This is a genomic window from Aeromonas sp. R2-1, from assembly GCF_040908425.1.
GTDB lineage: Bacteria > Pseudomonadota > Gammaproteobacteria > Enterobacterales > Aeromonadaceae > Aeromonas > Aeromonas caviae.
Genome location: NZ_JBFODR010000023.1, coordinates 79745 through 102122 on the forward strand (window position 1 = coordinate 79745; position 22378 = coordinate 102122).

20 protein-coding genes are annotated in these 22378 nt (G+C 64.5%); 7 read left to right on the plus strand and 13 right to left on the minus strand.

The genetic code is table 11. From position 1 onward, the window contains the following. Positions 1 to 27: 27 nt before the first annotated feature. Both AB5Y80_RS06555 and AB5Y80_RS06560 read right to left on the minus strand, forming a co-directional pair. Complete coding sequence (locus AB5Y80_RS06555) at positions 28 to 750, minus strand: MarC family NAAT transporter (protein WP_368172688.1); 723 nt, start codon at positions 748 to 750, stop codon at positions 28 to 30. 120 nt (positions 751 to 870) lie between these two features. Beyond that, positions 871 to 2187: an MFS transporter gene (locus tag AB5Y80_RS06560; protein WP_368172689.1), complete on the minus strand. Its 1317-nt coding sequence runs from the start codon at positions 2185 to 2187 to the stop codon at positions 871 to 873. Between the two features lie 154 nt (positions 2188 to 2341). Between AB5Y80_RS06560 and AB5Y80_RS06565 the strand changes: the two genes are divergently transcribed. Next, a complete protein-coding gene (locus AB5Y80_RS06565; RefSeq protein ID WP_368172690.1) occupies positions 2342 to 3016 on the plus strand; it encodes an ATP-binding protein in 675 nt (224 codons plus the stop codon). On the opposite strand, the gene AB5Y80_RS06570 is transcribed toward AB5Y80_RS06565, so the two are convergent. The 5 genes from AB5Y80_RS06570 to AB5Y80_RS06590 are packed head-to-tail and all read right to left on the minus strand — an operon-like array spanning position 3013 to position 9509. Further along, positions 3013 to 4143, minus strand: a complete 1131-nt coding sequence (locus AB5Y80_RS06570; RefSeq protein WP_043154351.1) for an HD-GYP domain-containing protein — start codon at positions 4141 to 4143, stop codon at positions 3013 to 3015. The genes AB5Y80_RS06565 and AB5Y80_RS06570 overlap by 4 nt on opposite strands. Positions 4144 to 4152: 9 nt before the next feature. Next, a complete protein-coding gene (locus tag AB5Y80_RS06575) occupies positions 4153 to 6819 on the minus strand; it encodes a response regulator (protein ID WP_368172691.1) in 2667 nt (888 codons plus the stop codon). Continuing rightward, a complete protein-coding gene (locus tag AB5Y80_RS06580; protein WP_226043658.1) occupies positions 6820 to 7890 on the minus strand; it encodes an ATP-binding SpoIIE family protein phosphatase in 1071 nt (356 codons plus the stop codon). It abuts the gene before it with no gap. Between the two features lie 6 nt (positions 7891 to 7896). Next, entirely contained in the window at positions 7897 to 8271 is a 375-nt protein-coding gene (locus tag AB5Y80_RS06585; RefSeq protein ID WP_368172692.1) for an anti-anti-sigma factor, read from the minus strand. Between the two features lie 17 nt (positions 8272 to 8288). Next, the gene (locus tag AB5Y80_RS06590) at positions 8289 to 9509 is read right to left on the minus strand and encodes a PAS domain S-box protein (RefSeq protein WP_139736957.1); all 1221 of its coding nucleotides are present in this window, start codon (positions 9507 to 9509) and stop codon (positions 8289 to 8291) included. A 164-nt stretch (positions 9510 to 9673) separates the two neighbouring features. Between AB5Y80_RS06590 and AB5Y80_RS06595 the strand changes: the two genes are divergently transcribed. Together AB5Y80_RS06595 and AB5Y80_RS06600 are read left to right on the plus strand one after the other, a co-directional pair. Next, complete coding sequence (locus AB5Y80_RS06595; RefSeq protein ID WP_368172693.1) at positions 9674 to 9802, plus strand: hypothetical protein; 129 nt, start codon at positions 9674 to 9676, stop codon at positions 9800 to 9802. 9 nt (positions 9803 to 9811) lie between these two features. Next, the gene (locus tag AB5Y80_RS06600; RefSeq protein ID WP_368172694.1) at positions 9812 to 10123 is read left to right on the plus strand and encodes an HAD family acid phosphatase; all 312 of its coding nucleotides are present in this window, start codon (positions 9812 to 9814) and stop codon (positions 10121 to 10123) included. Between the two features lie 80 nt (positions 10124 to 10203). Here the strand turns inward: AB5Y80_RS06600 and AB5Y80_RS06605 are convergent, their stop codons facing one another. Both AB5Y80_RS06605 and AB5Y80_RS06610 read right to left on the minus strand, forming a co-directional pair. Further along, positions 10204 to 11058 (minus strand): neutral zinc metallopeptidase, encoded by an 855-nt coding sequence (locus AB5Y80_RS06605; protein ID WP_368172695.1) that lies wholly within the window; start codon positions 11056 to 11058, stop codon positions 10204 to 10206. A gap of 74 nt (positions 11059 to 11132) precedes the next feature. Then, a complete protein-coding gene (locus tag AB5Y80_RS06610) occupies positions 11133 to 11396 on the minus strand; it encodes a hypothetical protein (RefSeq protein ID WP_039040440.1) in 264 nt (87 codons plus the stop codon). Between the two features lie 139 nt (positions 11397 to 11535). Between AB5Y80_RS06610 and AB5Y80_RS06615 the strand changes: the two genes are divergently transcribed. Beyond that, positions 11536 to 12057, plus strand: a complete 522-nt coding sequence (locus tag AB5Y80_RS06615; protein WP_049637292.1) for a GNAT family N-acetyltransferase — start codon at positions 11536 to 11538, stop codon at positions 12055 to 12057. Between the two features lie 103 nt (positions 12058 to 12160). Here the strand turns inward: AB5Y80_RS06615 and AB5Y80_RS06620 are convergent, their stop codons facing one another. Both AB5Y80_RS06620 and AB5Y80_RS06625 read right to left on the minus strand, forming a co-directional pair. After that, positions 12161 to 12337 (minus strand): hypothetical protein, encoded by a 177-nt coding sequence (locus tag AB5Y80_RS06620; protein WP_010672653.1) that lies wholly within the window; start codon positions 12335 to 12337, stop codon positions 12161 to 12163. Between the two features lie 471 nt (positions 12338 to 12808). Next, entirely contained in the window at positions 12809 to 14086 is a 1278-nt protein-coding gene (locus tag AB5Y80_RS06625) for a sodium:proton antiporter (protein ID WP_041214319.1), read from the minus strand. Positions 14087 to 14290: 204 nt separating this feature from the next. On the opposite strand from AB5Y80_RS06625, the gene metH reads away from it, so the two are divergent. From metH to rimK, 3 genes are all read left to right on the plus strand, one after another. Then, positions 14291 to 17986 (plus strand): methionine synthase, encoded by a 3696-nt coding sequence (gene metH / locus AB5Y80_RS06630; RefSeq protein WP_368172696.1) that lies wholly within the window; start codon positions 14291 to 14293, stop codon positions 17984 to 17986. Between the two features lie 73 nt (positions 17987 to 18059). Beyond that, complete coding sequence (locus AB5Y80_RS06635; protein ID WP_368172773.1) at positions 18060 to 18863, plus strand: Gfo/Idh/MocA family oxidoreductase; 804 nt, start codon at positions 18060 to 18062, stop codon at positions 18861 to 18863. 462 nt (positions 18864 to 19325) lie between these two features. Next, positions 19326 to 20222, plus strand: coding sequence for a 30S ribosomal protein S6--L-glutamate ligase (rimK, locus tag AB5Y80_RS06640; RefSeq protein ID WP_010672657.1), 897 nt, complete (start codon positions 19326 to 19328; stop codon positions 20220 to 20222). A 151-nt stretch (positions 20223 to 20373) separates the two neighbouring features. Here rimK and AB5Y80_RS06645 read toward each other — a convergent pair whose 3' ends face one another. After that, on the minus strand, positions 20374 to 21630 hold the full coding sequence (locus AB5Y80_RS06645; protein WP_048208915.1) for a HAMP domain-containing sensor histidine kinase: 1257 nt from the start codon (positions 21628 to 21630) through the stop codon (positions 20374 to 20376). After that, positions 21627 to 22295: a response regulator transcription factor gene (locus AB5Y80_RS06650; RefSeq protein WP_039040446.1), complete on the minus strand. Its 669-nt coding sequence runs from the start codon at positions 22293 to 22295 to the stop codon at positions 21627 to 21629. The genes AB5Y80_RS06645 and AB5Y80_RS06650 overlap by 4 nt, the downstream gene beginning before the upstream one ends. Positions 22296 to 22378: the final 83 nt, after the last annotated feature.

The window sequence follows — 22378 nt, forward strand, 5'->3', positions numbered from 1 at the left end:
TTGCACGAAAAATGACACCGTTTTCAATCAGGGCTGGCGCGGCACGGCGAGATGATCGAGGGTGGTGGATCCGGCATGGGACGGCAAGGCGGCAGCGGGTTGTTCCATCACCTGACCATGGAAGACGGGATCCTGCGCCACCTCCTTGACGCCGTTGATGCAGAACTGCATACCCATGCACACCAGCAGGAAACCCATGATGCGGGTCATGGCGTCGATGCCGGTGGCTCCCAGGATCTTGCACACGGGATCTGCCAGCTTGAGCACACCCCAGCTGATCAGGCTCATCAGGGCGAAGGCGGTGACCATGGCGGCATAGATGACGACGCGATTGGCCTCGGCCGGCAGCTCGGCGATCTGGGCCGCGCCGCTGATCACCAGCGCCATGGTGCCGGGTCCGCACATGCTGGGCATGGTCAGGGGCACGAAGGCGATATTCTGGTTGGCCTCGACCCCCGCAGACTGGTTTGGCGAGGGGAACAGCATGCGAAAGCCGATGAAGGCGATGATGAGGCCACCGGCCAGGCGCAGGCCGGGAATGGAGATCCCGAACAGATCCAGGATGGAGGATCCGATGAAGAAGCTGACGCACAGGGTGGCGAACAGATAGAGGGCGGCCATGTTGATCTGGCGGCGAATGTGCTCGCGGGACATGCCCTTGCTCAGTCCCAGCAGCAGGGTGGCCGTGGTGGGCGGGTTGACCATGGGCAGCAGGGCCAGCAAGGCGAGAAAGACGACCTGGAAGAACATAGTGGACCTCGGGCAGATGGACGGATTGGGGTGAGCTGGCAGGTCCGCAGCGGACCGCCACCCGGTCGATGATATCCGCAAAGAACAAGCCCCGACAGTGCGGGGCTTGCTTGGGAAGGATCAGGCGGCCTGCGGGGTGGCCTGGCGTTGGCCGCGCTGGCGCAGCCAGAGCCAGATGCCGAGCACGAAACCGAGGGCGGCCAGGCTGACCACATAGTGGGAGGGGGCCAGCACGTCCTCCTTCATCCAGAGGGTGACCAGCATGGGGGTGAGGCCGCCGAAGATGGCGTAGGCCACGTTGTAGGAGAACGACAGCCCGGAGAAGCGCACCACCGGCGGGAAGGCATTGACCATGACGTAGGGCACGGCGCCGACGATCCCCACCGCAAAGCCCGCCAGCATGTAGAGGGGCACCAGCTGATCCGTGCCGACTGCCAGGCTGTGGTAGAAGGTATAAGTGGCGCCGGCCAGCAGCAGGGAGCCCAGGATGAAGGTAGGACCGCTGCCGATGGCATCGATCAGGCGACCATAGACGATGCAGCCCAGGGTGAGGGCGACGATGGTCAGGGAGTTGGCGGTCAGGGCATCGGCCGGGCTGATGCCGTGGACCTTCTGCAGATAGGTCGGGGTCATCAGGATCACCACCACTATGCCGGCGGAGAGCAGCCAGGTCAGCAGCATGGAGACGACGACGCTGCCCTTGTGTTCACGCAGCACCGTCTTGAGGGGCAGCTCCTCGGCCAGGGACTTGTTGGCCTGCATCTCGGCGAAGACCGGGGTTTCGTGCAGCCAGCGACGCAGGTACATGGCGACGATGCCGAACACGCCGCCGAGCACGAAGGCCAGACGCCAGCCCCAGTCACTCACATCGCCCGGGCTCATGCCACGGTTGATGGCGGTCGCCACCAGGGAGCCGAGCAGGATGCCGGCGGTCAGTCCCGCGGTGAGGGTGCCGCAGGCGACACCGACCCGGCGGGCGGGCACGTGTTCGGCCACGAAGACCCAGGCTCCGGGGACCTCCCCGCCGATGGCGGCCCCTTGCAGGATCCGCAGCAGCAGCAACAGCAGGGGGGCGGCGATGCCGAGCACGGCGTAGGTGGGCAACAGGCCGATCAGCAGGGTCGGCAAGGCCATCAGGATGATGCTGAGGGTGAACATCCGCTTGCGGCCGATGAGATCGCCAAAGTGGGCCATGATGATGCCCCCCAGGGGGCGGGCCAGGTAGCCGGCGGCGAAGATGCCGAAGGTCTGGAACTGGCGCAGCCACTCGGGAATGTCGGCCGGGAAGAAGAGCTCGCCGATGACCACGGCGAAGAAGACGAAGATGATGAAGTCGTAGAATTCGAGGGCGCCGCCCAGCGCCGCCAGGCTCAGGGTCTTGTAATCCTGTCGATTGAGGGGGCGACCGTGGTCGTGCGATGTGCTGACTTTACTCATATCCTTATGTTTCCCATCGTTTTTTTAGTTATTCTCCCCGGTGTGCTGCGGGGATACGCTCACCCACGAGGGTATGCTTTTGTGTCCCGCAATGTAAATCGCACAATTCGCAACACTGTCTTGCAGCACGGTGCGGCAAGGAGCTGGAGAGATCATGACGAAGAAAAAGGTACTGCTCTCCTGGAGCAGCGGAAAAGACAGCGCCTGGGCCTTGCATCGCCTGCGCCAGGATCCGGCCATCGAGGTGGTGGGGCTGTTCACCACCCTCAACCAGGCGTTCGAGCGGGTGGCCATGCACGGGGTGCGCAAGCAGTTGTTGTTGGCACAGGCTGAGTGCGTGGGCTTGCCGCTGACCACCATCGACCTGCCCTGGCCCTGCAGCAACGAGGAGTATGGGCGCATCATGACGGGCTTCATCGCCGATGTGCAGGCCAAGGACATTCACCACATGGCGTTCGGGGATCTCTTTCTTGAGGATGTGCGCGCCTATCGGGAGCGGCAACTGGCGGGGACCGGCATCACGCCGCTCTTCCCGCTCTGGGGCAGCGACACGACCGAGCTGGCGCAGGCGATGATCGACGCCGGGCTCAAGGCCAGGGTCTGCACCCTGGATCCGGGCAAGCTGGACGCCGGGTTAGGTGGTCATGAATTCGGCCCGGCCTTCCTGGCTGCCCTGCCCGCCGGGGTGGATCCCTGCGGCGAGAACGGGGAGTTTCACACCCTGGCCTGGGACGGCCCCATGTTCCTGCATCCCCTGCTCATCCGGGTGGGGGAAACGGTGCTGCGAGACGGCTTCGTCTTCACCGATCTGCTGCCCGCCACCGCCTAGTCGCGATTGGACTCCCGCTCGCCCTTGTCGTCGTTGTAACGCAGGGCGATCTCGTGGAATTGCTGGTGGATGCGGGCAAAGGCGTCCGTGATGTCGGGGTCGAAGTGATTGCCTCGTCCCGCCAGTATGATCGGCACCACCTCCTGGTGGGACATGGCAGCCTTGTAGCAGCGCTTGCTGATGAGGGCGTCGTACACGTCGGCCAGCGCCATCAAGCGGGCCGAGAGCGGGATCTCGTCACCGTGCAGGCCATAGGGATAGCCGGTGCCGTCCCACTTCTCGTGGTGGTAGCAGGCGATCTCCTTGGCCAGTCGCAGAAATTCCACCTCTACCCCCAGCGCTTCCTCGGCATGGACGATGGCTTCCTTGCCGAGAATGGAGTGGTGCTTCATCTGGGCAAACTCGTCCGCATCCAGCTTGCCAGGCTTGAGCAGGATCCGGTCTGGCACGCCGACCTTGCCGATGTCGTGCAGCGGGGCCGATTTGAACAGCAGATCGATGGTCTTGGGGGTCAGCTCTGCACGAAAGCGGGCATGCTCGCAGAGGGTCTCCGCCAGCAGCCGCACATAGTGCTGGGTGCGCAGGATATGGTTGCCGGTCTCGTTGTCGCGGGTTTCGGCAAGAGAGGCGAGGGAGTGGATGGTGATGTTCTGGATCAGTTCGTTCTCCCGGGTGCGCCGCTCCACCTCCTGCTCCAGAAAGGCGTTCTGGTCGTGCAGCAGATCCCGCGCCGCTTTCAGCTCCAGGTGGTTTCTGACCCGGGCCAGCACGATGGCGGGGGTGATCGGCTTGTGGATGTAGTCGACGGCCCCCAGCGCCAGGCCGTGCGCCTCCGCACTCTCCTCCACCTTGGCGGTCAGGAAGATCACCGGGATCTCCCGCACCTGCGGCATCTCCTGCAGCGCCTGCATCACCTGATAGCCGTCCATCTGGGGCATCACCACGTCGAGCAGGATCAGATCCACCCGGGTGCCGGCCGAGAGGATCTCCAGTGCCCGCTGGCCGCTGATGGCGACCTTGACCCGGTAGTGGGGGCTGAGAAGGGCGCTGAGCAGGGAGAGGTTCTCCGGTGTGTCATCGACCACCAGCAGGGTGGGTTTGGTATCGGGATCCAGCAAGTTGAGCATGATGGCGCCTCACTCTTGGTTGAACAGATCGGGTCTGAGGGCCCGGACTTGTTGCAGATATGCCAGGGCATCGGCGAAGCGAAAACGGGTCATGGCATCGTGCATGGCCGGTGCTGCCTCGCCCAGCAGGGGAGCGAGCCTGGCCTGATTGCGCTGGAACAGGATGAAGGCTTCCGCATCGTCTTCCAGCAGCAGCCCGGTCAGCTGGTGCAGCAGGGGGGCCAGCTCGGCGGGGGTAGCCTCCGGCAAGCCGGGGGTGGCAGGGGCCGGCAGCAGTGTCAGCAGGCTGGCGGCCAGTTGCTGCTGCTGTTGCAGCCCCAGCTCGGCCAGCGGCAGCAGGCTGGTGGCATCGTCTCCCCGGGCGAGGGCGCTCTCCAGCCGGGCCGAGACATCCTGCAGCGACCCGGCCCCCAGCGTTGCGGCTATGCCCTTGAGGGTATGGGCCTGTCGATGCGCTTCTTCCCGGTCATTCGCCTGCAGGGCGGCCAGCAGGGTTTCCATCGGCTGACTCCCCTGGCGGGCGAAACGTTGCAGCAGATCCCGATACCACTCCCAGTTATGCATCAATCGTTGCAGGGCTGGCTCGGCGTTGAGCCCGATCGCCTGCAGCTGTGGCAGCAAGGCGGTGGCGGGTGATGCGTGTGAGGCAGTGAGCGTGCTGTTGACCTCGCGGCTGAAGGAGGTTGCCCAGCGCTGCAGGGCCGCATACAGCCTGTCGGGGTCGATGGGCTTGGCAATGTGATCGTCCATCCCGGCAGCGAGGCAGCGTTCGCGGTCACCGGCCATGACGTTGGCCGTCATCGCCAGGATCGGGGTGTGTTGCCCGATGCCTTCCCGCTCGCGCAACAGCCGGGTGGCGGCCAGGCCATCCATCACCGGCATCTGCATGTCCATCAGGATCAGGTCGTAGTGGGTCTGGGCCACCATCTCCAGCGCGATGGCACCATTGCCGGCGATGCTGACATCGGCACCGACCGCCCGCAGCAGCTCCAGCGCGACTTGCTGATTGAGCTCGTTGTCTTCCGCCAGCAGGATCCTGAGTCCGTCGAAGCGGTAGCGATGGGTCACCTGCGGTGGTTTGAAGGTGAGTGAACTGGTTTGCTGGCCAAACAGGCCGATGACGGTATCGAACAGCACGGAGGCGCATACGGGCTTGACCAGCACTCGATCAAAGCCGGCGGCATCGGCCTGGCGAAAGACCTCTTCCCGTCCGTAGCCGGTCACCATGACCCGATAGGGACGCGGGCCCATGCCGCGGGCGATGAGGCGGCGACCGGTCTCGATGCCATCCAGCCCCGGCATGTGCCAGTCCAGCAATACCACTTCGTAAGGCTGTCCCTCCTGCTCGGCGCCGGCGATCATCTGTAGTGCCTGCTGGCCCGACTCGGCGGTGTCCACCACAAAGCTCATGCTGCGCAGCAGGGCGGCCATGATGGTGCGGGCGCTGGCACTGTCGTCGGCCACCAGCATGCGGCGCCCGCGCAGATCCAGGCTCGGCAGATAGCGGGATCTGCGCCTGCCCCTACCGAGTCGGGCGGTAAACCAGAAGGTGCTGCCCTGGCCTGGTTCGCTCTGTACCCCCACCTCGCCACCCATCAGCTCGGCCAGTTTGCGGGAGATGGCGAGGCCGAGGCCGGTGCCGCCGTACTTGCGGGTGGTGGAGCTGTCCGCCTGCTGGAAGGACTGGAACAGCCGCTGCTGCTGCTCCTGGCTCATGCCGATCCCGGTGTCCTGTACCGAGCCGTGCAGCAACACCTCCTGGGGTTGTTTCTCCAGGCAGCTGACCTTGACCAGGATCTCCCCCTGCTCGGTGAACTTGACCGCGTTGTTGGCGTAGTTGATCAGGATCTGGCCGAGGCGAAGGGGATCGCCATAGAGCAGGGTGTCGAGCTGGTGATCGACCTCGAACAGCAACTCTATGCCCTTGGCTTCCGCCTTTTCGCCCACCAGGGTGGCCAGATTCTCCAGTACATGGTCGAGATCGAATTCGATCCGCTCCAGATCCAGCTTGCCGGCCTCGATCTTGGAGAAGTCGAGGATGTCGTTGATGATGCCGAGCAGATGCTGGGCCGAACGCTGGATCTTGCTGACATAGTCGAACTGCTGCGGATCGAGCCGGGTCTGCAGGGCGAGATGGGACATGCCGAGGATGGCGTTCATGGGGGTGCGGATCTCGTGGCTCATGTTGGCGAGAAAATCGCTCTTGGCCCGGGTTGCGCCCTCCGCCAGCTCATAGGCCACTTCCAGCTCCTGGTTCTTGGCCTGCATCACCGCAAACAGCTCGTCCCGGGTCGGTTCTGCGAACTGCTGCTGCATCTGTTGCAGCAGCAGTTCATCGGGCCCGCGGGGCAGGCGGTAGACCAGGGCGATGGCGTTGTCCGCGTGCGCGACCAATCGGATGCCACATGATTGGCGGCCGTCCTGCTCGGGGGGGATGGGGGCGTCAGCCGAGAGCGAGAGCCACAACTCCTGTGTGCTAGGCTCCAGCCACAACTGCAGTTGCAGCGGCTCCGTGTTCGCCACCAGCTGGCGTACCAGCTCGGAGGTGGCGCCCGCCAGCGGTGCCACGAAGGTGGGAGTTCCGTCGAGGCAGGTGAGTACCTGGATCACCTTGCGCCGGGCGGTGAGTGCCGCCGCCGGGCCTGACAGCAGGGTTTCGCCTATCAGTTGCCGCATCTAGTCCTCCTTTCCTGCCAGCACGCGCAGCACGATGCAGCTGGCATCGTCGGTGCTGCGGCCACTGTGGGCGATCACCTGGCGTGCCAGCTGGGCGGGCTCGGCGGCCAGATCCAGTGTACCGTCGCGCAGGTTGAGGGATTCGCTGATACCGTCCGAATAGAGCATCACCACGTCCCCCGCGACGAGTGGCTGGCGCTGCAGCAAGGGGGTGGGGAAGCGCTCTCCCAGCACCCCATCGCGGGAGATGCCGCGCCAGGGATCATGACCGCGCAGGCAGATGCGGGTATTGCCGATGCCGGCATAGCTCAGCTCACCCCGTTCGCCGTTGACCAGGGCCACGCCGGCGGCGGCACCCCGGGTACCGATGCAGTGCTGGTGCAGCAGTTGCAACAGGCGGGCCGGTTCCTGCTCGTGAGTTTGCTGCAGTGCCGCCTCCAGCACCTGTACCAGCTTGTTGGCCGAGGCGCCGTGGCCGCTCACGTCGATCAGGATCAGCGATACCCCCTCCGGCCCCGGCCGGATGAAGGCCAGATCACCGGAGACCCGTTCCGGATAGCAGGGGCGGTTCTCGCTGGCCCATGCCAGTTGCAGGCCGGCGTGCAGCTGGCCGGCACAGGCGAGGGGGGGGATTGGCCTGGATACCAGAGGGGCCGCGCCCAGCCACTTGCGGGCCTGCACCAGAGTTCCCCCTTCCGGCGGGGTGCTGATGGTGAGTTCCGACATCATGCGGCGCACGCCGGGCAGGCCTAGCCCCAGGGTGCCCGAGGTGCTGTAGTGATCCTGCATGGCCTGATGCACGTCCCCAATGCCGGGGCCCTGATCGCGGGCGACGATGTCGATGCAGGGACGCCCGCTGGGATGGTGGAGGGTGAGGGTGATCTCCCCCCGCTCGGCGTATTTCAGAATGTTGCTGCCAAGCTCGGAGACCACGGTGGAGAGCATGGCACGGTCCACCTCGGACAGGTTGGCGATGAAGGGGAGGCGGCGTACCGCCATCACCGTCAGGTGCAGGTCGATGTCGTGGCGCAGCGGGTAGCTGGCTTCTTGAAGGCACTGTTCCAACTGCATGATGCGCTACTCCTCATCCTTGAGCGTCCTGCGAACATGGGCGAAGGCATCGTCCATGTCGAGAAAGCAGCGCAGCGGCCCGGGCTCGGCATCGGCCAGCGCCAGGAAGGCGGCGATCCCTGCATTGAGCCCAACCAGCAGGCAGACGGCACCGAGCAGGCGGCACACCTCGGCCAGTTTGCGTACCTGCCTGAATTCGTGGTGATCGAGCAGCATGACCCCGGAGAAGTCGAGCAGTACCGCGTGCTGGCGGCCCAGCATCAGCCGCTGGGAGAGGGCCTGCATCAGTTGCTGCATGCCCTCGTCACCGAGGTCGGGGCGCATGCTGACCACGATGCAGTCGGCCACGTCGGCGATGCCCAGATCATTGTTGAGCTGCATGCATCTCTCCTAGAGGCCTAGAGGGTGGATCCGACCCGCTTGAGGGCGATCTCGAAGGCATCCCGCAGGGTCGCCGTGGTGCGGATGTCGCCGACAGAGACCCCCAGCTCCACCATGGTGCGGGCGATGGCCGGCGAGACGCCGGAGATGATGGCCTCGCACCCCATGAACTGGGTCGCCTTGGTGATCTTGATCAGCTGGTTGGCGACGCCGGTATCCACGGTGGCGACTCCGGCGATGTCCAGCACGAAGACCCGGGCCCGGGTCTCGGCAATCTTGGTGAGCGATTTGTTCATCACGTCGGCGGTACGCATGGAGTCGATGATCCCCACCAGCGGCAGCAGCAGGATCCCGTCCCAGATGGGGGTGACCGGGGTCGACATCTCCTGCAGCGACTTGTGCAGCTCCTCGCGCACCCTGGCGGCCTCTTCCGCCTCCTCCATGGCGCGCTTGAGCTGGTGATGCTGTTCTACTTGGGCTGTGATGTCGGTGGCAAACTTGACGATCTTGCTGGGTTTGCCGGTGAGATCCAGCACCGGGTTGTAGGAGCCCTGGATCCAGATCTCTTCACCCTGTTTGCCGATTCGGCAGAACTCTCCCGCCAGGAATTCACCGCGGCGCAGGGTTTCCCAGAAGGTGCGATAGTCGGTCGACTGGGCGTAGTCGGGATCGACCAGCAGCCTGTGGTGCTGGCCCTTCAGCTCTTCCAGCTGATAGCCCACTGTCTCCAGGAAGCGGGCATTGGCATCGAGGATGATGCCATCCAGTGAAAACTCCACCTTGCCCATGACCCGGCTCAGGGCGTTGAGCTGCCCCTCGAAGTTGGCGTTCAGCTGCTTCTGTTCGGTCAGGTCCATGGTGTATTCGATGACCTGAACCAGCGCGCCCTGTTCGTCCAGCAGGGGGCTGCAACTGCCTCGCAGCCATATGTCCCGCCCCTGCCGATCCCGGCGGCGAAACTCTCCCTCCTGTGCCTGCCCCGTTCGCAGCGCCTGCCAACGGGCGGCCTCGTCGGCGGATTCTGCTGCCTCCGCGGGGAACAGCATGCTGTAGTGCTGACCCTTGAGCTCGGCCAGCTGGTATCCCATGATGGCGAGAAAGCGGGGGTTGGCATCCAGAATCAATCCGTCTGGCGCGATCTCGAGCCGGGCCATCAGCTGGTCGACGGCCTCCAGTCTGGCCTGGGATGAAGCGGGAGTGACAGTATTCGAATGGGCAGCTGCGGTGTGCACGTCCATGGCATCTCCGGTAAATGGTGCAATTGATTTGAATGCCATTAGAAGGCGTACAGCAGTTATAGCCCACCGGGGCGAGAGCGGGGGACAAGAAGTGCCGAAAGAGCCTGCTGGCGGATGGGTCTTGGGCCTGGGGAGTTCGTCATGAACACCTTATATCGGGACTAATGTCCTTATCGCCCCGCTTTGCCCTGGTTGCCGCCAGCCTGACCCTGCCCGCCGTGGCAGTTGAAATCCCGACCAGCCCCGCCGGTGTCATTGCGGTGAGTCTGGCCCAGCAGGCCCCCCTTCACTAGGTGTCGGTGATGCAGATTGCCAGGAGCCTGGATGGGCTGCCGCCGATGGCGATGGGTTTTGACATCGATGACACCCTGTTCTTCTCCAGCCCGGGGTGCTACCGCGGCAAGCTGGCGTTCTCCCCCAATGGTGAGAGCTGCCTGAAGAATCCGGCCTTCTGGGAGAAGATGAGCAACGGCTGGGACGCGTTCAGCGTGCCGAAAGAGGTGGGCAAGGCGCTCATCGCCATGCACTTCCCGCGCGGCGATCACATCTACTTCGTCACCGGCCGTTCGGCCAACTCCACCTACTTGCCGCTGCCGCATGGGAGGAGGAGGTGAGCGTCAACTCCCTGTACTGAGATTCCCATGAATGGAAAAAGGGCCGGATCCTGTCAGGATCCGGCCCTTCTTTTGGGCGTCTAGCGGGCGGCGAAGGTGTCGCAAGTAGCGGGCTTGCCGCTGTCAAAACCGCGTTTGAACCAGGTGAGGCGCTGGGCCGAGGTGCCGTGGGTGAAGCTGTCGGGAACGACCCGGCCCTGACCTTGCTGCTGCAACCTGTCGTCGCCGATGGCCTGGGCGGCGTTGAGCGCCTCTTCCAGATCGCCGCGCTCCAGCACCTGCTCTTTTTCCATGTAGTGGCCCCAGACCCCGGCGAAGCAGTCCGCCTGGAGTTCGAGCTTGACCGACAACCGGTTCTGGGCGACCTGGCTCAGCCCCTGTTGCTGCTGGCGCACCTTGGTGGAGATACCGAGCAGGTTCTGCACGTGGTGGCCCACCTCGTGGGCGATCACATAGCCCTGGGCGAAGTCGCCGTCGGCCCCCAGCTTGTCGCGCATGTCCTGATAGAAGGAGAGATCGATGTAGACGGTGCTGTCGGCCGGACAGTAGAAGGGCCCCATCACCGACTGCCCCTGGCCGCAGCCGGTGCGGGTCGCGCCGCGATAGAGCACCAGTCTGGGGGCCTGATAGTGGTTGCCGCTTTGCTGGAACATCTCGCCCCAGGCGTCCTCCGTGGAGGCGAGCATCACCGAGGTGAAGCGGGCGAGGGGATCGTTGGCAGCCTGGGACGAGTTCTGACGCTGGGGTTGGCTCTGCGGGGCCGGATCCTGCAGCAGGGGGCCGAGGTCCACGCCGTAGTACCCCGCCACCATGACCACCACCAGCAGGATCAGGCGCCCCTTGCCACCGATGGGCAGGCCGCCGCCCCCGTTGCCGCCGCCTTGCTGGCGCCGGTCTTCCACATTGTTGCTCTCACGGCGATCTTGCCAGCGCATATCCCCATACTCCCGTCATTGGTGGTGGCAGTAATGATAATGGCTGGCGCCGGGGCTTGCCTAATCGGCACGGGTCATTCGGCCCAGGGCATCTCGGGCAGGCTGTCGAGAAACTCGCCGTAACGGACGAGGTTGAAGGGGCCCTGTTCGGCTTCCATGGCCATGAGTTCTGCGCCCAGGGCGCAGGCGATGTATTGCAGCGCCTCTTCCCGCGGAGTGCCCTTCATCACCAGGCGCATCAGGGTGGCTTTCACCTGGAGGGGATGGCCGTCGGCGAGCTGGTTCTCCACCATCTCCAGCAGTGTCTCTTCATCAAAAAATTCGGGGGTATCGGTCATGGCCGTTCTCCTGCCTGTTCCATGGGGTGGGCAGTATAGCGGGGACGCGGCTCCCGGGGCGAAAATATCGTCCGGGACTTGCCAAGGAAGCGGGGCGGGAGCAGTCTTGGACACTCTCTCTGCCGAACGAGCCCATGTCATGATCCTCTCCGAGCGCCTGGAACTGCGCGAACTGACCGTTGTCGATGCCCCTTTCATTCTCGAACTGCTCAACGATGGCGATTTTCACCGCTACATCGGCGATCGCGGGGTGCGTACCCTGGCGGATGCCGAAAACTACATCCAGCAGGGGCCTGCGGTCAGTTATGCCCGCCACGGTCACGGACTCTATCTGGTGGTGCGGCGGGAAGACGGGGCCAGGCTCGGCATCTGCGGGCTCATCAAGCGCGATACCCTGCCCTGTGAAGACATCGGCTATGCTTTCCTGCCCGCCTGGCGCGGCCAGGGCTATGCCATCGAAGCCGCGCGGGCGGCCATGGCAGATGGCCGCGAACGGCTCGGGATCGAGCGGGTGGTCGCCATCGTCACTCCGGGCAATGAGCGTTCGGTCCGGCTACTCGCCAAGCTGGGGCTGAGTCAGGGCAAACGGGTCAGGCTGGGAGCCGGTGAGGAGGAGTGCCTGCTGCTGGAGGCGCCGGACAAGGAGACTTGCGGGGTCTAGCCACCGCTCTGGGAGCGGGGCCATGCAGACTATGACGTCAGGCAAGGAGGCCGCCGTGAGTTGCGGCCTGTCTGCATCGGGCGCTGCCAGTGGGCAGGCAAAGTCAGTTGAGCTCTTCGATGGAGAACTCGCCGGCGATACCATCACAGGAGATGGCGAAGCCGCCGCTGAAGCGGGTGCTGAACTGGATCAGGAACGCATCGTCGTCGTGCTCTTGCACGGGCAGGTTGATGGGTTTGCTGCGACGCAGGGGTTTGCGGATCTGTACGTGTTTCATCATGGTATTTCTCTATATAAATTAAGTGTTTGCTCCTTGTATTGGCAAATGTCAGGTCAATGGGCGCGGTCAGCACGATGGCGGACGAGCGCGCAGGAATACCCAGCCCGGTTCAGGGGCGTCTGCACTTTCAAGGAAGGCGCCAAGGACCATGCGGATGCATGATGCTACTTGGGAGTGGGCAGATCGGGTCTGCACCGTGAGAGCCGGGCAACGCAGGCAGACAGCCTGAACGGTTCTCAAGGCGAGTAAATCAGAAGAAGGTTATGCGGGTACTGGCAGGATTCATCGTGAGGTGAAGCATTGCGAACATAATCAGGGCTGATTAACTAGCCGGCGCGCATTCTCTCCTCGAAATGTGTAAAAAGCAAACACTAATTGTGCGTTCACCCAGTCATTCCCTGTTTTTCACTGCCACGGGGGTGACAAAAGGGCTCCCGAGGGAGCCCTTTTCATTGCCGGTCAGGGACGGGCTCAGGCGTCGCCGCAGGCCTTCTTGGCGGCGGTGATCATGGGGGTAATGGTCATGCCCTGTACCACGATGGAGAACATCACCACCGAGTAGGTCATCACCAGGATCACCTGGCGCAGATCGACGTTGTGCTCCGGGATCATCATGACACCGGATGGCAGTGCCAGGGCCATGGCCATGGCCAGACCGCCACGCAGGCCGCCCCAGGTGAGGATGCGCACCGAGAAGGTGTTGTAGCTGCGGAACTTGCGGAACGTCACATAGGGCAGGGAGACGCTGATGAAGCGGGCAGCCAGGCAGAGCGGCACCGCGATGACCAGCAGGATCCAGTCGCGCCAGTCGAGGTCCAGCAGCACCAGTGCCAGACCGATCAGCAGGAACAGCAGGGCGTTGAGGAACTGATCCATCAACTCCCAGAAGTGATCCAGGTGGTGCTGGCTCTGCTCGGAGAAGCCGGAATGACGGGTCCAGTTGCCGATCATGATGCCGGTCACCACCATGGCAAGGGCGCCGGAGACGCCGATCATGTTGGCGAAGGCGAAGCCCGCGGTCGGGATGCAGAGGGTCAGCAGCAGCTCCAGGGAGCCGTCGTCGGTGGCGCTGATCATCACGTGGGCGATGAGACCCAGCACGGCCCCGAACAGGATGCCGCCGAGAGCCTCATGCAGGAACAGACCGGCCACGCTGCCGAAGGTGGGCTCCACGCCGCCAAAGGCCACGGCAAACACGGTGGCGAAGATGACCAGACCGACACCGTCGTTGAACAGGGATTCCCCCTCGATCTGGATGGCGATCTGGGGTGGCGCCTTCATCTTCTTGACGATGGCCAGTACGGCGATGGGGTCGGTGGGGGAGATCAGGGCACCGAACAACATGCAGTAGACCAGCGGCACATCCCAGCCCAGCAGCTTGGCGATGAACCAGAAGCCGTAGCCGATGAGGAAGGTGGAGAGCAGGGTCGCGGCTATGGCCAGAATGGTGATTTCCCACTTCTGGCTACGCAACGCCTTGAGGTTGATGCCAAGGCCGCCGGCGAACAGCAGGAAGCCCAGGATCCCCTTCAACAGGAAGTTCTGGAAGTCGATGCTCTCCATGGTCTTGATGGCGAGAGGCTCCAGATTGAACCAACCCAGTTTGCCAAACAGCACCAGCAGCGCGGAGATCAGCATGGAGCCCGCAGTGATGGCGATGGTGGTCTGGATCTTCACAACATACTGGTTGGCAAAGGCGATGAAGATCGCCAACGCTGCCAGGAAGCAGAGTGTGTAGTAGACGCTCATAGTTATTTTTCTCTTTGGTAAACAGCAAGCACGTATCCCTCTTGAGGACGGGCATAGGGTACTCCCGGGTTAGATCATGCTCATTACCTATTTATGGTTATATTTAATCGCTGTCATGGACAGATAGACGGCTAGATTTCCATTTAATTTGATTGCTGCTAGGATGGACATCACGCAGTTGCATGGATGTAAGGGGTACGAGCGGTGTCGAGCAGAGAGTCGAACAAGAAAGCGGATGTCACAACCAGGCTGGAAGCCTGTCTCAAGGAGCGGATCCTGATCATCGACGGGGCCATGGGCACCATGATCCAGGGTTACAAACTCGGTGAGGCGGACTATCGGGGGGAGCGGTTTGCCGACTGGCATACCGACATCAAGGGCAACAACGACCTGCTGGTGTTGAGCCGTCCCGCCGTCATTCGCGAGATCCACGACCAGTATTGTGCCGCCGGGGCCGACATCCTCGAGACCAACACCTTCAACGCCACCCGCATCGCCATGGCGGACTACGAGATGGAAGCGCTCTCGGCCGAGATAAACCGGGAGGCAGCCCGCCTGGCCCGCGCCGTGGCGGACGAGTGGACCGCCAAGGACCCGACGAAACCGCGCTTTGTGGCAGGGGTTCTGGGCCCCACCAACCGTACCGCCTCCATCTCGCCGGACGTGAACGACCCGGGCAAGCGCAACGTCACCTATGACGAGCTGGTGGCCGCCTACACCGAATCGACCCACGCCCTCATCGAGGGCGGTGCCGACATCATCCTGATCGAGACCATCTTCGACACCCTCAACGCCAAGGCGGCCGCCTTCGCGGTGGACCTGGTGTTCGAGGAGCTGGGTTACAGCCTGCCGGTGATGATCTCCGGCACCATCACGGACGCCTCCGGTCGTACCCTCTCGGGCCAGACCACCGAGGCCTTCTACCACTCCCTTCGCCACGTCAAACCGGTCTCCTTCGGCCTCAACTGTGCGCTGGGGCCGGACGAGCTGCGCCAGTACGTGGAGGAGCTGTCCCGCATCAGCGAGACCCATGTCAGCGCCCACCCCAATGCCGGTCTGCCCAATGCGTTTGGCGAGTACGATCTGGACGCGGTCGAGATGGCGGAGCATATCCGCGAGTGGGCCCAAAGCGGCTTCCTCAACCTGGTGGGCGGCTGCTGCGGCACCACCCCGACCCACATCCGCGCCATGGCGGACGCCGTGGCGGGCATCAAGCCCCGCGCCCTGCCGGATCTGCCGGTAGCCTGCCGGTTGTCGGGCCTGGAGCCTCTCATCATCACGGCGGACTCCATGTTCGTGAACGTGGGTGAGCGGACCAACGTCACCGGCTCGGCCAAGTTCAAGCGCTTGATAAAAGAGGGGCTCTACGACGAGGCCCTCGATGTCGCCAAGCAGCAGGTGGAAAACGGCGCCCAGATCATCGACATCAACATGGATGAGGGGATGCTGGACGCCGAGGCGGCCATGGTGCGCTTCCTGAACCTCATCGCCGGGGAACCGGATATCGCCCGGGTGCCGGTGATGATCGACTCCTCCAAGTGGGAGGTGCTGGAGGCGGGCCTCAAGTGCGTGCAGGGCAAGCCGGTGGTCAACTCCATCTCCATGAAGGAGGGGGAGGACAAATTCATCGAGCAGGCGAAACTGCTGCGCCGCTACGGCGCAGCCGTCATCGTCATGGCGTTCGACGAGGTGGGCCAGGCCGATACCCGGGCCCGCAAGTTCGAGATCTGCCAGCGCGCCTACCGCATTCTGGTGGACCGCGTCGGCTTCCCGCCGGAAGACATCATCTTCGACCCCAACATCTTCGCGGTGGCGACCGGCATCGACGAGCACAACAACTACGCGGTGGACTTCATCGAAGCGGTGAAGGACATCAAAACGCACCTGCCCCACGCCATGATCTCCGGCGGCGTCTCCAACGTCTCCTTCTCCTTCCGTGGCAACGAGCCGGTGCGCGAAGCCATCCACGCTGTCTTCCTCTACCACGCCATCAGGAACGGCATGGACATGGGGATCGTCAACGCGGGCCAGCTTGCCATCTACGAAGACATCCCGGCCGAGCTCAAAGAGAAGGTCGAGGCGGTGGTGCTGAACCTCAACGACAACGCCACCGAGGCGCTGCTGGCCATCGCCGAGAAGTATCGCGGCGCGGGTGCCCAGGCGGAGGATCCGCGGGATCAGGAGTGGCGCAGCTGGCCGGTGGGCAAGCGGCTCGAACACGCCCTGGTCAAGGGGATCACCGACTTTATCGAGGAGGACACCGAGGAGGCGCGCGCCCAGGCCGAGAAGCCGCTGCACGTCATCGAGGGGCCGCTGATGGATGGCATGAATGTGGTGGGCGATCTGTTCGGCGCCGGCAAGATGTTCCTGCCCCAGGTGGTGAAGTCGGCCCGGGTGATGAAGCGGGCGGTGGCCTACCTGCAACCCTACATCGAGGCGGAGAAGTCCGGCGGTTCCAGCAACGGCAAAATCGTGCTGGCCACCGTCAAGGGTGACGTGCACGACATCGGCAAGAACATCGTCGGGGTGGTGCTCCAGTGCAACAACTTCGAGATCGTGGATCTCGGGGTCATGGTCTCCTGCGAGACCATCCTCAAGACGGCCCGGGAAGTGAACGCCGACATCATCGGCCTGTCGGGCCTCATCACTCCGTCCCTGGACGAGATGGTGCACGTGGCCAAAGAGATGGAGCGTCAGGGGTTCAAGCTGCCGCTGCTCATCGGCGGAGCCACCACTTCCAAGGCCCACACCGCGGTGAAGATAGAGCAGAACTACTCCGAGCCCGTGGTCTATGTCTCCAACGCCTCCCGCGCCGTGGGGGTGGCCCAGAGCCTGCTGAGCCCGGAGCTCAAGCCCGCCTTCGTCGCCCGCATCGACAAGGAGTACGAGATTGCCCGGGATCAGCATGCCCGCAAGCAGCCGCGCTCCAAGCCGGTTTCCCTGGCCCATGCCCGGGCCAACCGCCATCAGCTGGACTGGGTCGGTTATGAGCCCCCCGCGCCCCGGGAGCCCGGCGTGCAGACCTTCGAAAACGTGCCCATTTCAGTGCTGCGCCCCTACATCGACTGGACGCCGTTTTTCCTGAGCTGGGAGCTGGCGGGCAAGTTCCCCCGCATTCTGGAGGATGAAGTCGTGGGGGAGGAGGCGACGCGCCTCTACGCCGACGCCAACGCCATGCTGGACCAGCTGGAGAAGGATCAGAGCGTGCGCTGTGCCGGCATCGTCGGCCTGTTCCCCGCCAACGCCGTGGGGGACAGCATCGAGGTCTATACCGACGAGACCCGCACCCAGGTGCGCAAGGTGCTGCACCACCTGCGCCAGCAGAGCGAGAAGCAGGGCTTCCCCAACTACTGTCTGGCAGACTATGTGGCGCCGAAAGAGAGCGGCAAGCCCGACTGGATCGGCGCCTTCGCGGTGACCGGCGGCATCGGCGAGGAGGCCATCGCCAAGGCCTACAAGGCGGACCACGACGACTACAACGCCATTCTCATTCAGGCGGTGTGCGATCGCCTCGCCGAGGCCTTTGCCGAATACCTCCACGAGCAGGTGCGCAAGGTGCACTGGGGCTATGCCCCGGACGAGGCGCTCAGCAACGAGGAACTGATTCGCGAAAATTACCAGGGGATACGTCCGGCGCCGGGCTACCCGGCCTGCCCGGAGCACACCGAGAAGGGGAGCATCTGGGAGCTGCTGGACGTGGAGCAGGCCATCGGCATGCAGCTCACCGAGTCCTACGCCATGTGGCCGGGGGCGGCGGTATCCGGCTGGTACTTCTCCCACCCCGAGAGCAAGTATTTCGCCGTGGCCCAGATCCAGCACGATCAGGTGGAAGACTACGCCCAGCGCAAAGGGATGACCCTGGCAGAGGCCGAACGCTGGCTGGGGCCCAACCTGCATTGAGCCCCGTCTGCCCCGCTTCACGCGGTGCGGGGCAGGCGCCGGGTACGCACACCATATCGAGGTTGCCATAAAGATTGGATTTGTCGGTCTGGGGGCCGTGGTGCAGACAGCCTATCTGCCTGCACTCGCCGCCCTGGCGGAAAATACCGAGATATGGGGTTTTGATCCCGCCATCACCCTGCCCGGCGTCATGTCTGCCCCGACCCTGGAAGCCCTGCTGGCCGAACCCCTGGATCGGCTGGTGATCGCCACCCCTTCCCTGCTGCATCTGCCCGTGCTGGAGCAGGCACTGGCCAGCGCCATTCCCCTCATCCTGGTGGAGAAACCCGTGGTGGCCACCCTGGCCCAGCACGATCGCCTGCACACCCTGCTGGCGGCCCCCGAGGTGGCAGCCAGGGTGCTGGCGCTGGATCACTGGATGGCCCGCAATGCCGTCCAGCAGTTGCTGCTGAGCGGCAAACTGGATGAAGGTTGGCAGCCTCGGGAACCAGAGGGCGCCGGGGTCGGGCTGGCCACCCTCGCCGATATCAGCGCGGTGGAGGGCTTTTTGCTGGAACCCTGTGGCCTGGACGAGGCGGGGCATCCCTATGCCCTCAACTTCGCCACCGGGGAGCCGGATCGGCGGGTCCTGCGCCATCCAGACGGGGTGATCCTCGACATCGGCACCCATCTGCTGGCGATGATCCGGGAACTGCTGGTGGCCCTGGGTGGGGACGACCGCCTGCACCTGATCGCGGAGGGCGTCTGCGACCGGCTGGGGCAGCCCATCCGGCGCGGGGATCTGGAGACCGCCGAGGGGCGGGCCTGCCTGCGCGGCGAGGCGGCAGGGGTGCCCCTGACCCTCTGGCTCGACAAGTATGCCGGTCCCGGGGTGTAGAAGAAGGGGCTTTGCCTGCACCTCAAGGACGGGCGGCGCATCGAGCTGCTTCGCTGCGGCAACCTGGAGTGGCTGCACCATCACGACGTCGACGGGATGCGGGGCTGACAACATGAGGGGCCCCTCTATCGCCACTGCATCGCCCAGACCCTGCTGGCCCCCGTGCCTTTGGGAGGCTGGGCCGGCACCACGGCGCGCCGTTTGCAGGAGGTCGCCCTGCTGCTTGAGTTGCAGCAAGGGCTGCGCGGCCCCCATTGACGTCGCTGGCGCCATCCGGCATGAGGGCTGGTGGCTGGCGCTGTCTTGCAGAACGGTCCCTGGCTTTGGTCCGTTCTTGAGTGCGGCACTCTCGGTTTTTGCCCGTTCTTGCAGAACCGCGCATGGTGAGGGGAAAGGATTGGCGTTGCCAGTCGTTCATGGCACCTTATACTCTCCAGTCCGATTATCAGGTCTGCCATTTCCATGAATATTGCCATTTTATCCCGTGAGCCCAACAACTACTCCACCCGCCGTCTGGTCGAGGTGGCCCGGGCCCGTGGGCACCAGGTCGAGGTGCTCGACACCCTGCGCTGCTACATGAACATCGCCTCCCACAGCCCCTCCATCCATTACGAAGGACGGGAGCTGGAGAGCTATGACGCAGTGATCCCGCGCATCGGTGCCAGCATCACCTTCTATGGCACCGCCGTGCTGCGCCAGTTCGAGATGATGAGCACCATGGCTCTCAACAGCTCGGTGGCCATCTCCCGCTCCCGGGACAAGCTGCGCGCCATGCAGCTGCTCTCCCGTCACGGCATCGGCCTGCCGGTGACCGGCTATGCCCACAGCACCCACGACGTACCGGATCTCATCACCATGGTGGGGGGCGCCCCCCTGGTGGTGAAGCTGCTGGAGGGCACCCAGGGGATTGGCGTGGTGCTGTGCGAAACCCAGAAGGCCGCGGAGAGCGTCATCGAGGCCTTTATCCAGACCAACAACAACATCCTGGTGCAGGAGTACATCCGCGAGGCCAACGGCGCCGATATCCGCTGCCTGGTGGTCAACGGCAAGGTGGTGGCCGCCATGCGCCGCCAGGCCCAGCCGGGGGAGTTTCGCTCCAACTTGCACCGGGGCGGCACCGCCGAAGCCATCAAGATCACGCCGGAAGAGCGTGCCACCGCCGTGCAGGCCGCCAAGATCATGGGGCTGGACGTGGCCGGGGTGGATATTCTGCGTAGCGCCCGCGGCCCGCTGGTGCTGGAGGTGAACTCCTCCCCCGGCCTGCAAGGGGTGGAAGCCGCCTCCGGCAAGGACGTGGCGGGCAAGATCATCGAGTTCCTCGAGCTCAAGGCGAGCCGCAAGCACAAGCCGGCGGAATGAGTCCCAAACGAGTGTCAGACAGGTAAACACAGGGCGCCCTCGGGCGCCTTGTTGCTATCTGGGGGGGCTGGAAGGCAGCGGGCTTGCCGGGAAGTGTCTCCCTTCTCCCACTGTGTTGAACAGCCGGGAAGAAGGGCCGGGAATGAGGGGGTTATGCCGCCCCGGGGGCGCCGGGGATCATCACCAGCCGGGCGCTGAAGACCCCCTCCACCAGATGGGTCTCAATCTGCCAGCCCAGCTTCTCGCAGATGCGCTGGATGATGGTGAGGCCGCAGCCGTAGCCGAGGATCTGATCCGGCGCGGCGGCGGTGGGGTTGCTGATGGTGAGCACCTGCTCGTGCAGGGTGATCTCGATGTGCCCCTCGGCGTAGCTCAGGGCGTTTTTCAAGAGGTTGCCGAGGGCGATGGCGAGCAGGGAGAGGGGGGCCTGCACCTCGCTCTCCTCGTCCAGTTGCAGGCGAATGTCCAGCGTCTCCCGTTGCAGCAGGGGGGCGAGGCGGGTCAGCTCCCGGCGAATGAGCGGCGCCACCTGCTGGGGCGGGCGCTCCACGGCCTCCTTGCGTCCCAGCAGCAGGAAGGTTTCGGTGAGCAGGGCCATCTCGTCGGCGGCGGCGCGGATGCGGCTGACGGCGCGGGCTGCCGGGGCGGGCAGGTCATTCACCTTGCCGAGCAGGGCCGCGGATCCCTGGATCACCATGTTGGGGGTGCGCAGCTCGTGGCTGGCAAAGCGGCTGAACTCCTGTTCACGGGCAAACACGGCGGCTACCTCGTGCTTGCCCGCCAGCAGCGCCTGCTCTATCTCTCGCAGCTCCTGCCAGGGGGCATCGGGCACGAAGTCCCCCTGATCCGGGGTGAGGTGGGCGACCCGCTGGCGCAGCCGCTCCAGCGGCCTGGTGATGTGACGCACCAGCCAGATGCCGAAGGCGAGGCTCCCCAGCAGCAGGGCCAGGCCGATGAGGCGGGTCACCAGATGCAGCTTGGCTTCGTAAGGGTCCAGGTAGTCGTCCGCATCGTCGTTGAACACCAGATAGAGCAGCCCCTGACCCGAGGGGTGGGCGCGTACCAGGAAATGCTTGTCCTCCCGGCCCAGCTGATGCTCGAAGAAGCCGGGGCTCTGGTAGGCCTTGAGCCAAGCGGGCAGGCGGCCCGCCTCTGTCCAGTAGCTGGAGAACTGGCGCGGGCTGGGGGCGGGGGCCGCCATGCCGAGGCGCAACCAGTCGTCGTCATAGCGGGTTGCCTCCGCCTCCAGCCAGTGGCGCAGGCTCAGCTCCTCCATCTTGTTCTCGGCCACCACCATCAGCAGGCTCAGGATCACCAGCAGCAGCAGACCGGCCCCTCCCAGCGCCAGCACCAGGCGCCGGCGCAGGCTCGGCAGGCCGGAGGCAAGGGGCGGCGTCGGGTTCGTCATGGGGTCACCAGCCGGTAGCCCTGGCCGTGCAGGGTCTCCAGCATGGGGGTGGGGAAGGGCTTGTCGAGGACATTGCGCAGGGCATAGATGTGGCTGCGCAGGGCGTCGGAGTCGGGCTCCTCGTCGCCCCAGACGGTGTCGAGCACCTCCTGGCGCGTCACCAGCTGTGGCGCGCGCTTCACCAGCAGGGTGAGGATCTGGAACGGGATCTTGCCGAGTTTGAGCTCGACGCCGGCGCGGGTGGCGCGGCCGCTGGCGGGATCCACCGTCAGATCGCCAAAGCAGAGCACGCCCATGTCCCCTCTGGGGCCACGCAGGCTGAGGGCCTCCAGGCGCACCTCCAGCTCCTCCATGGCGAACGGCTTGACCAGATAGTCGTCGCCCCCCGCCCGAAAGCCTGCCAGCTTGTCCTCCAGGCTGTCACGGGCGGTGAGAAAGAGCACCGGGGTCGCGATGCCGTCCGCACGCAGCCGCTCCACGGTACGCAGGCCGTCGAGGCGCGGCATCATGACGTCCATGATGATGACGTCGAAGCGCTCCTGGGCCAGCAGTTGCAGCGCGGCCTGGCCATGATAGGCGCAATCCACCCTGTGCCCGGCCAGCGCCAGATAGTCCATGATGGTCTCCGCCACCTGGGGACTGTCTTCCACCACCAGTATTTTCATGCTCTGATCTCCTGGTCTGTGCCGCTATTTCACGGCCATTTCACACCGGATGGGTCATCCTGTGTGCCAGTGTAACCCCGAGG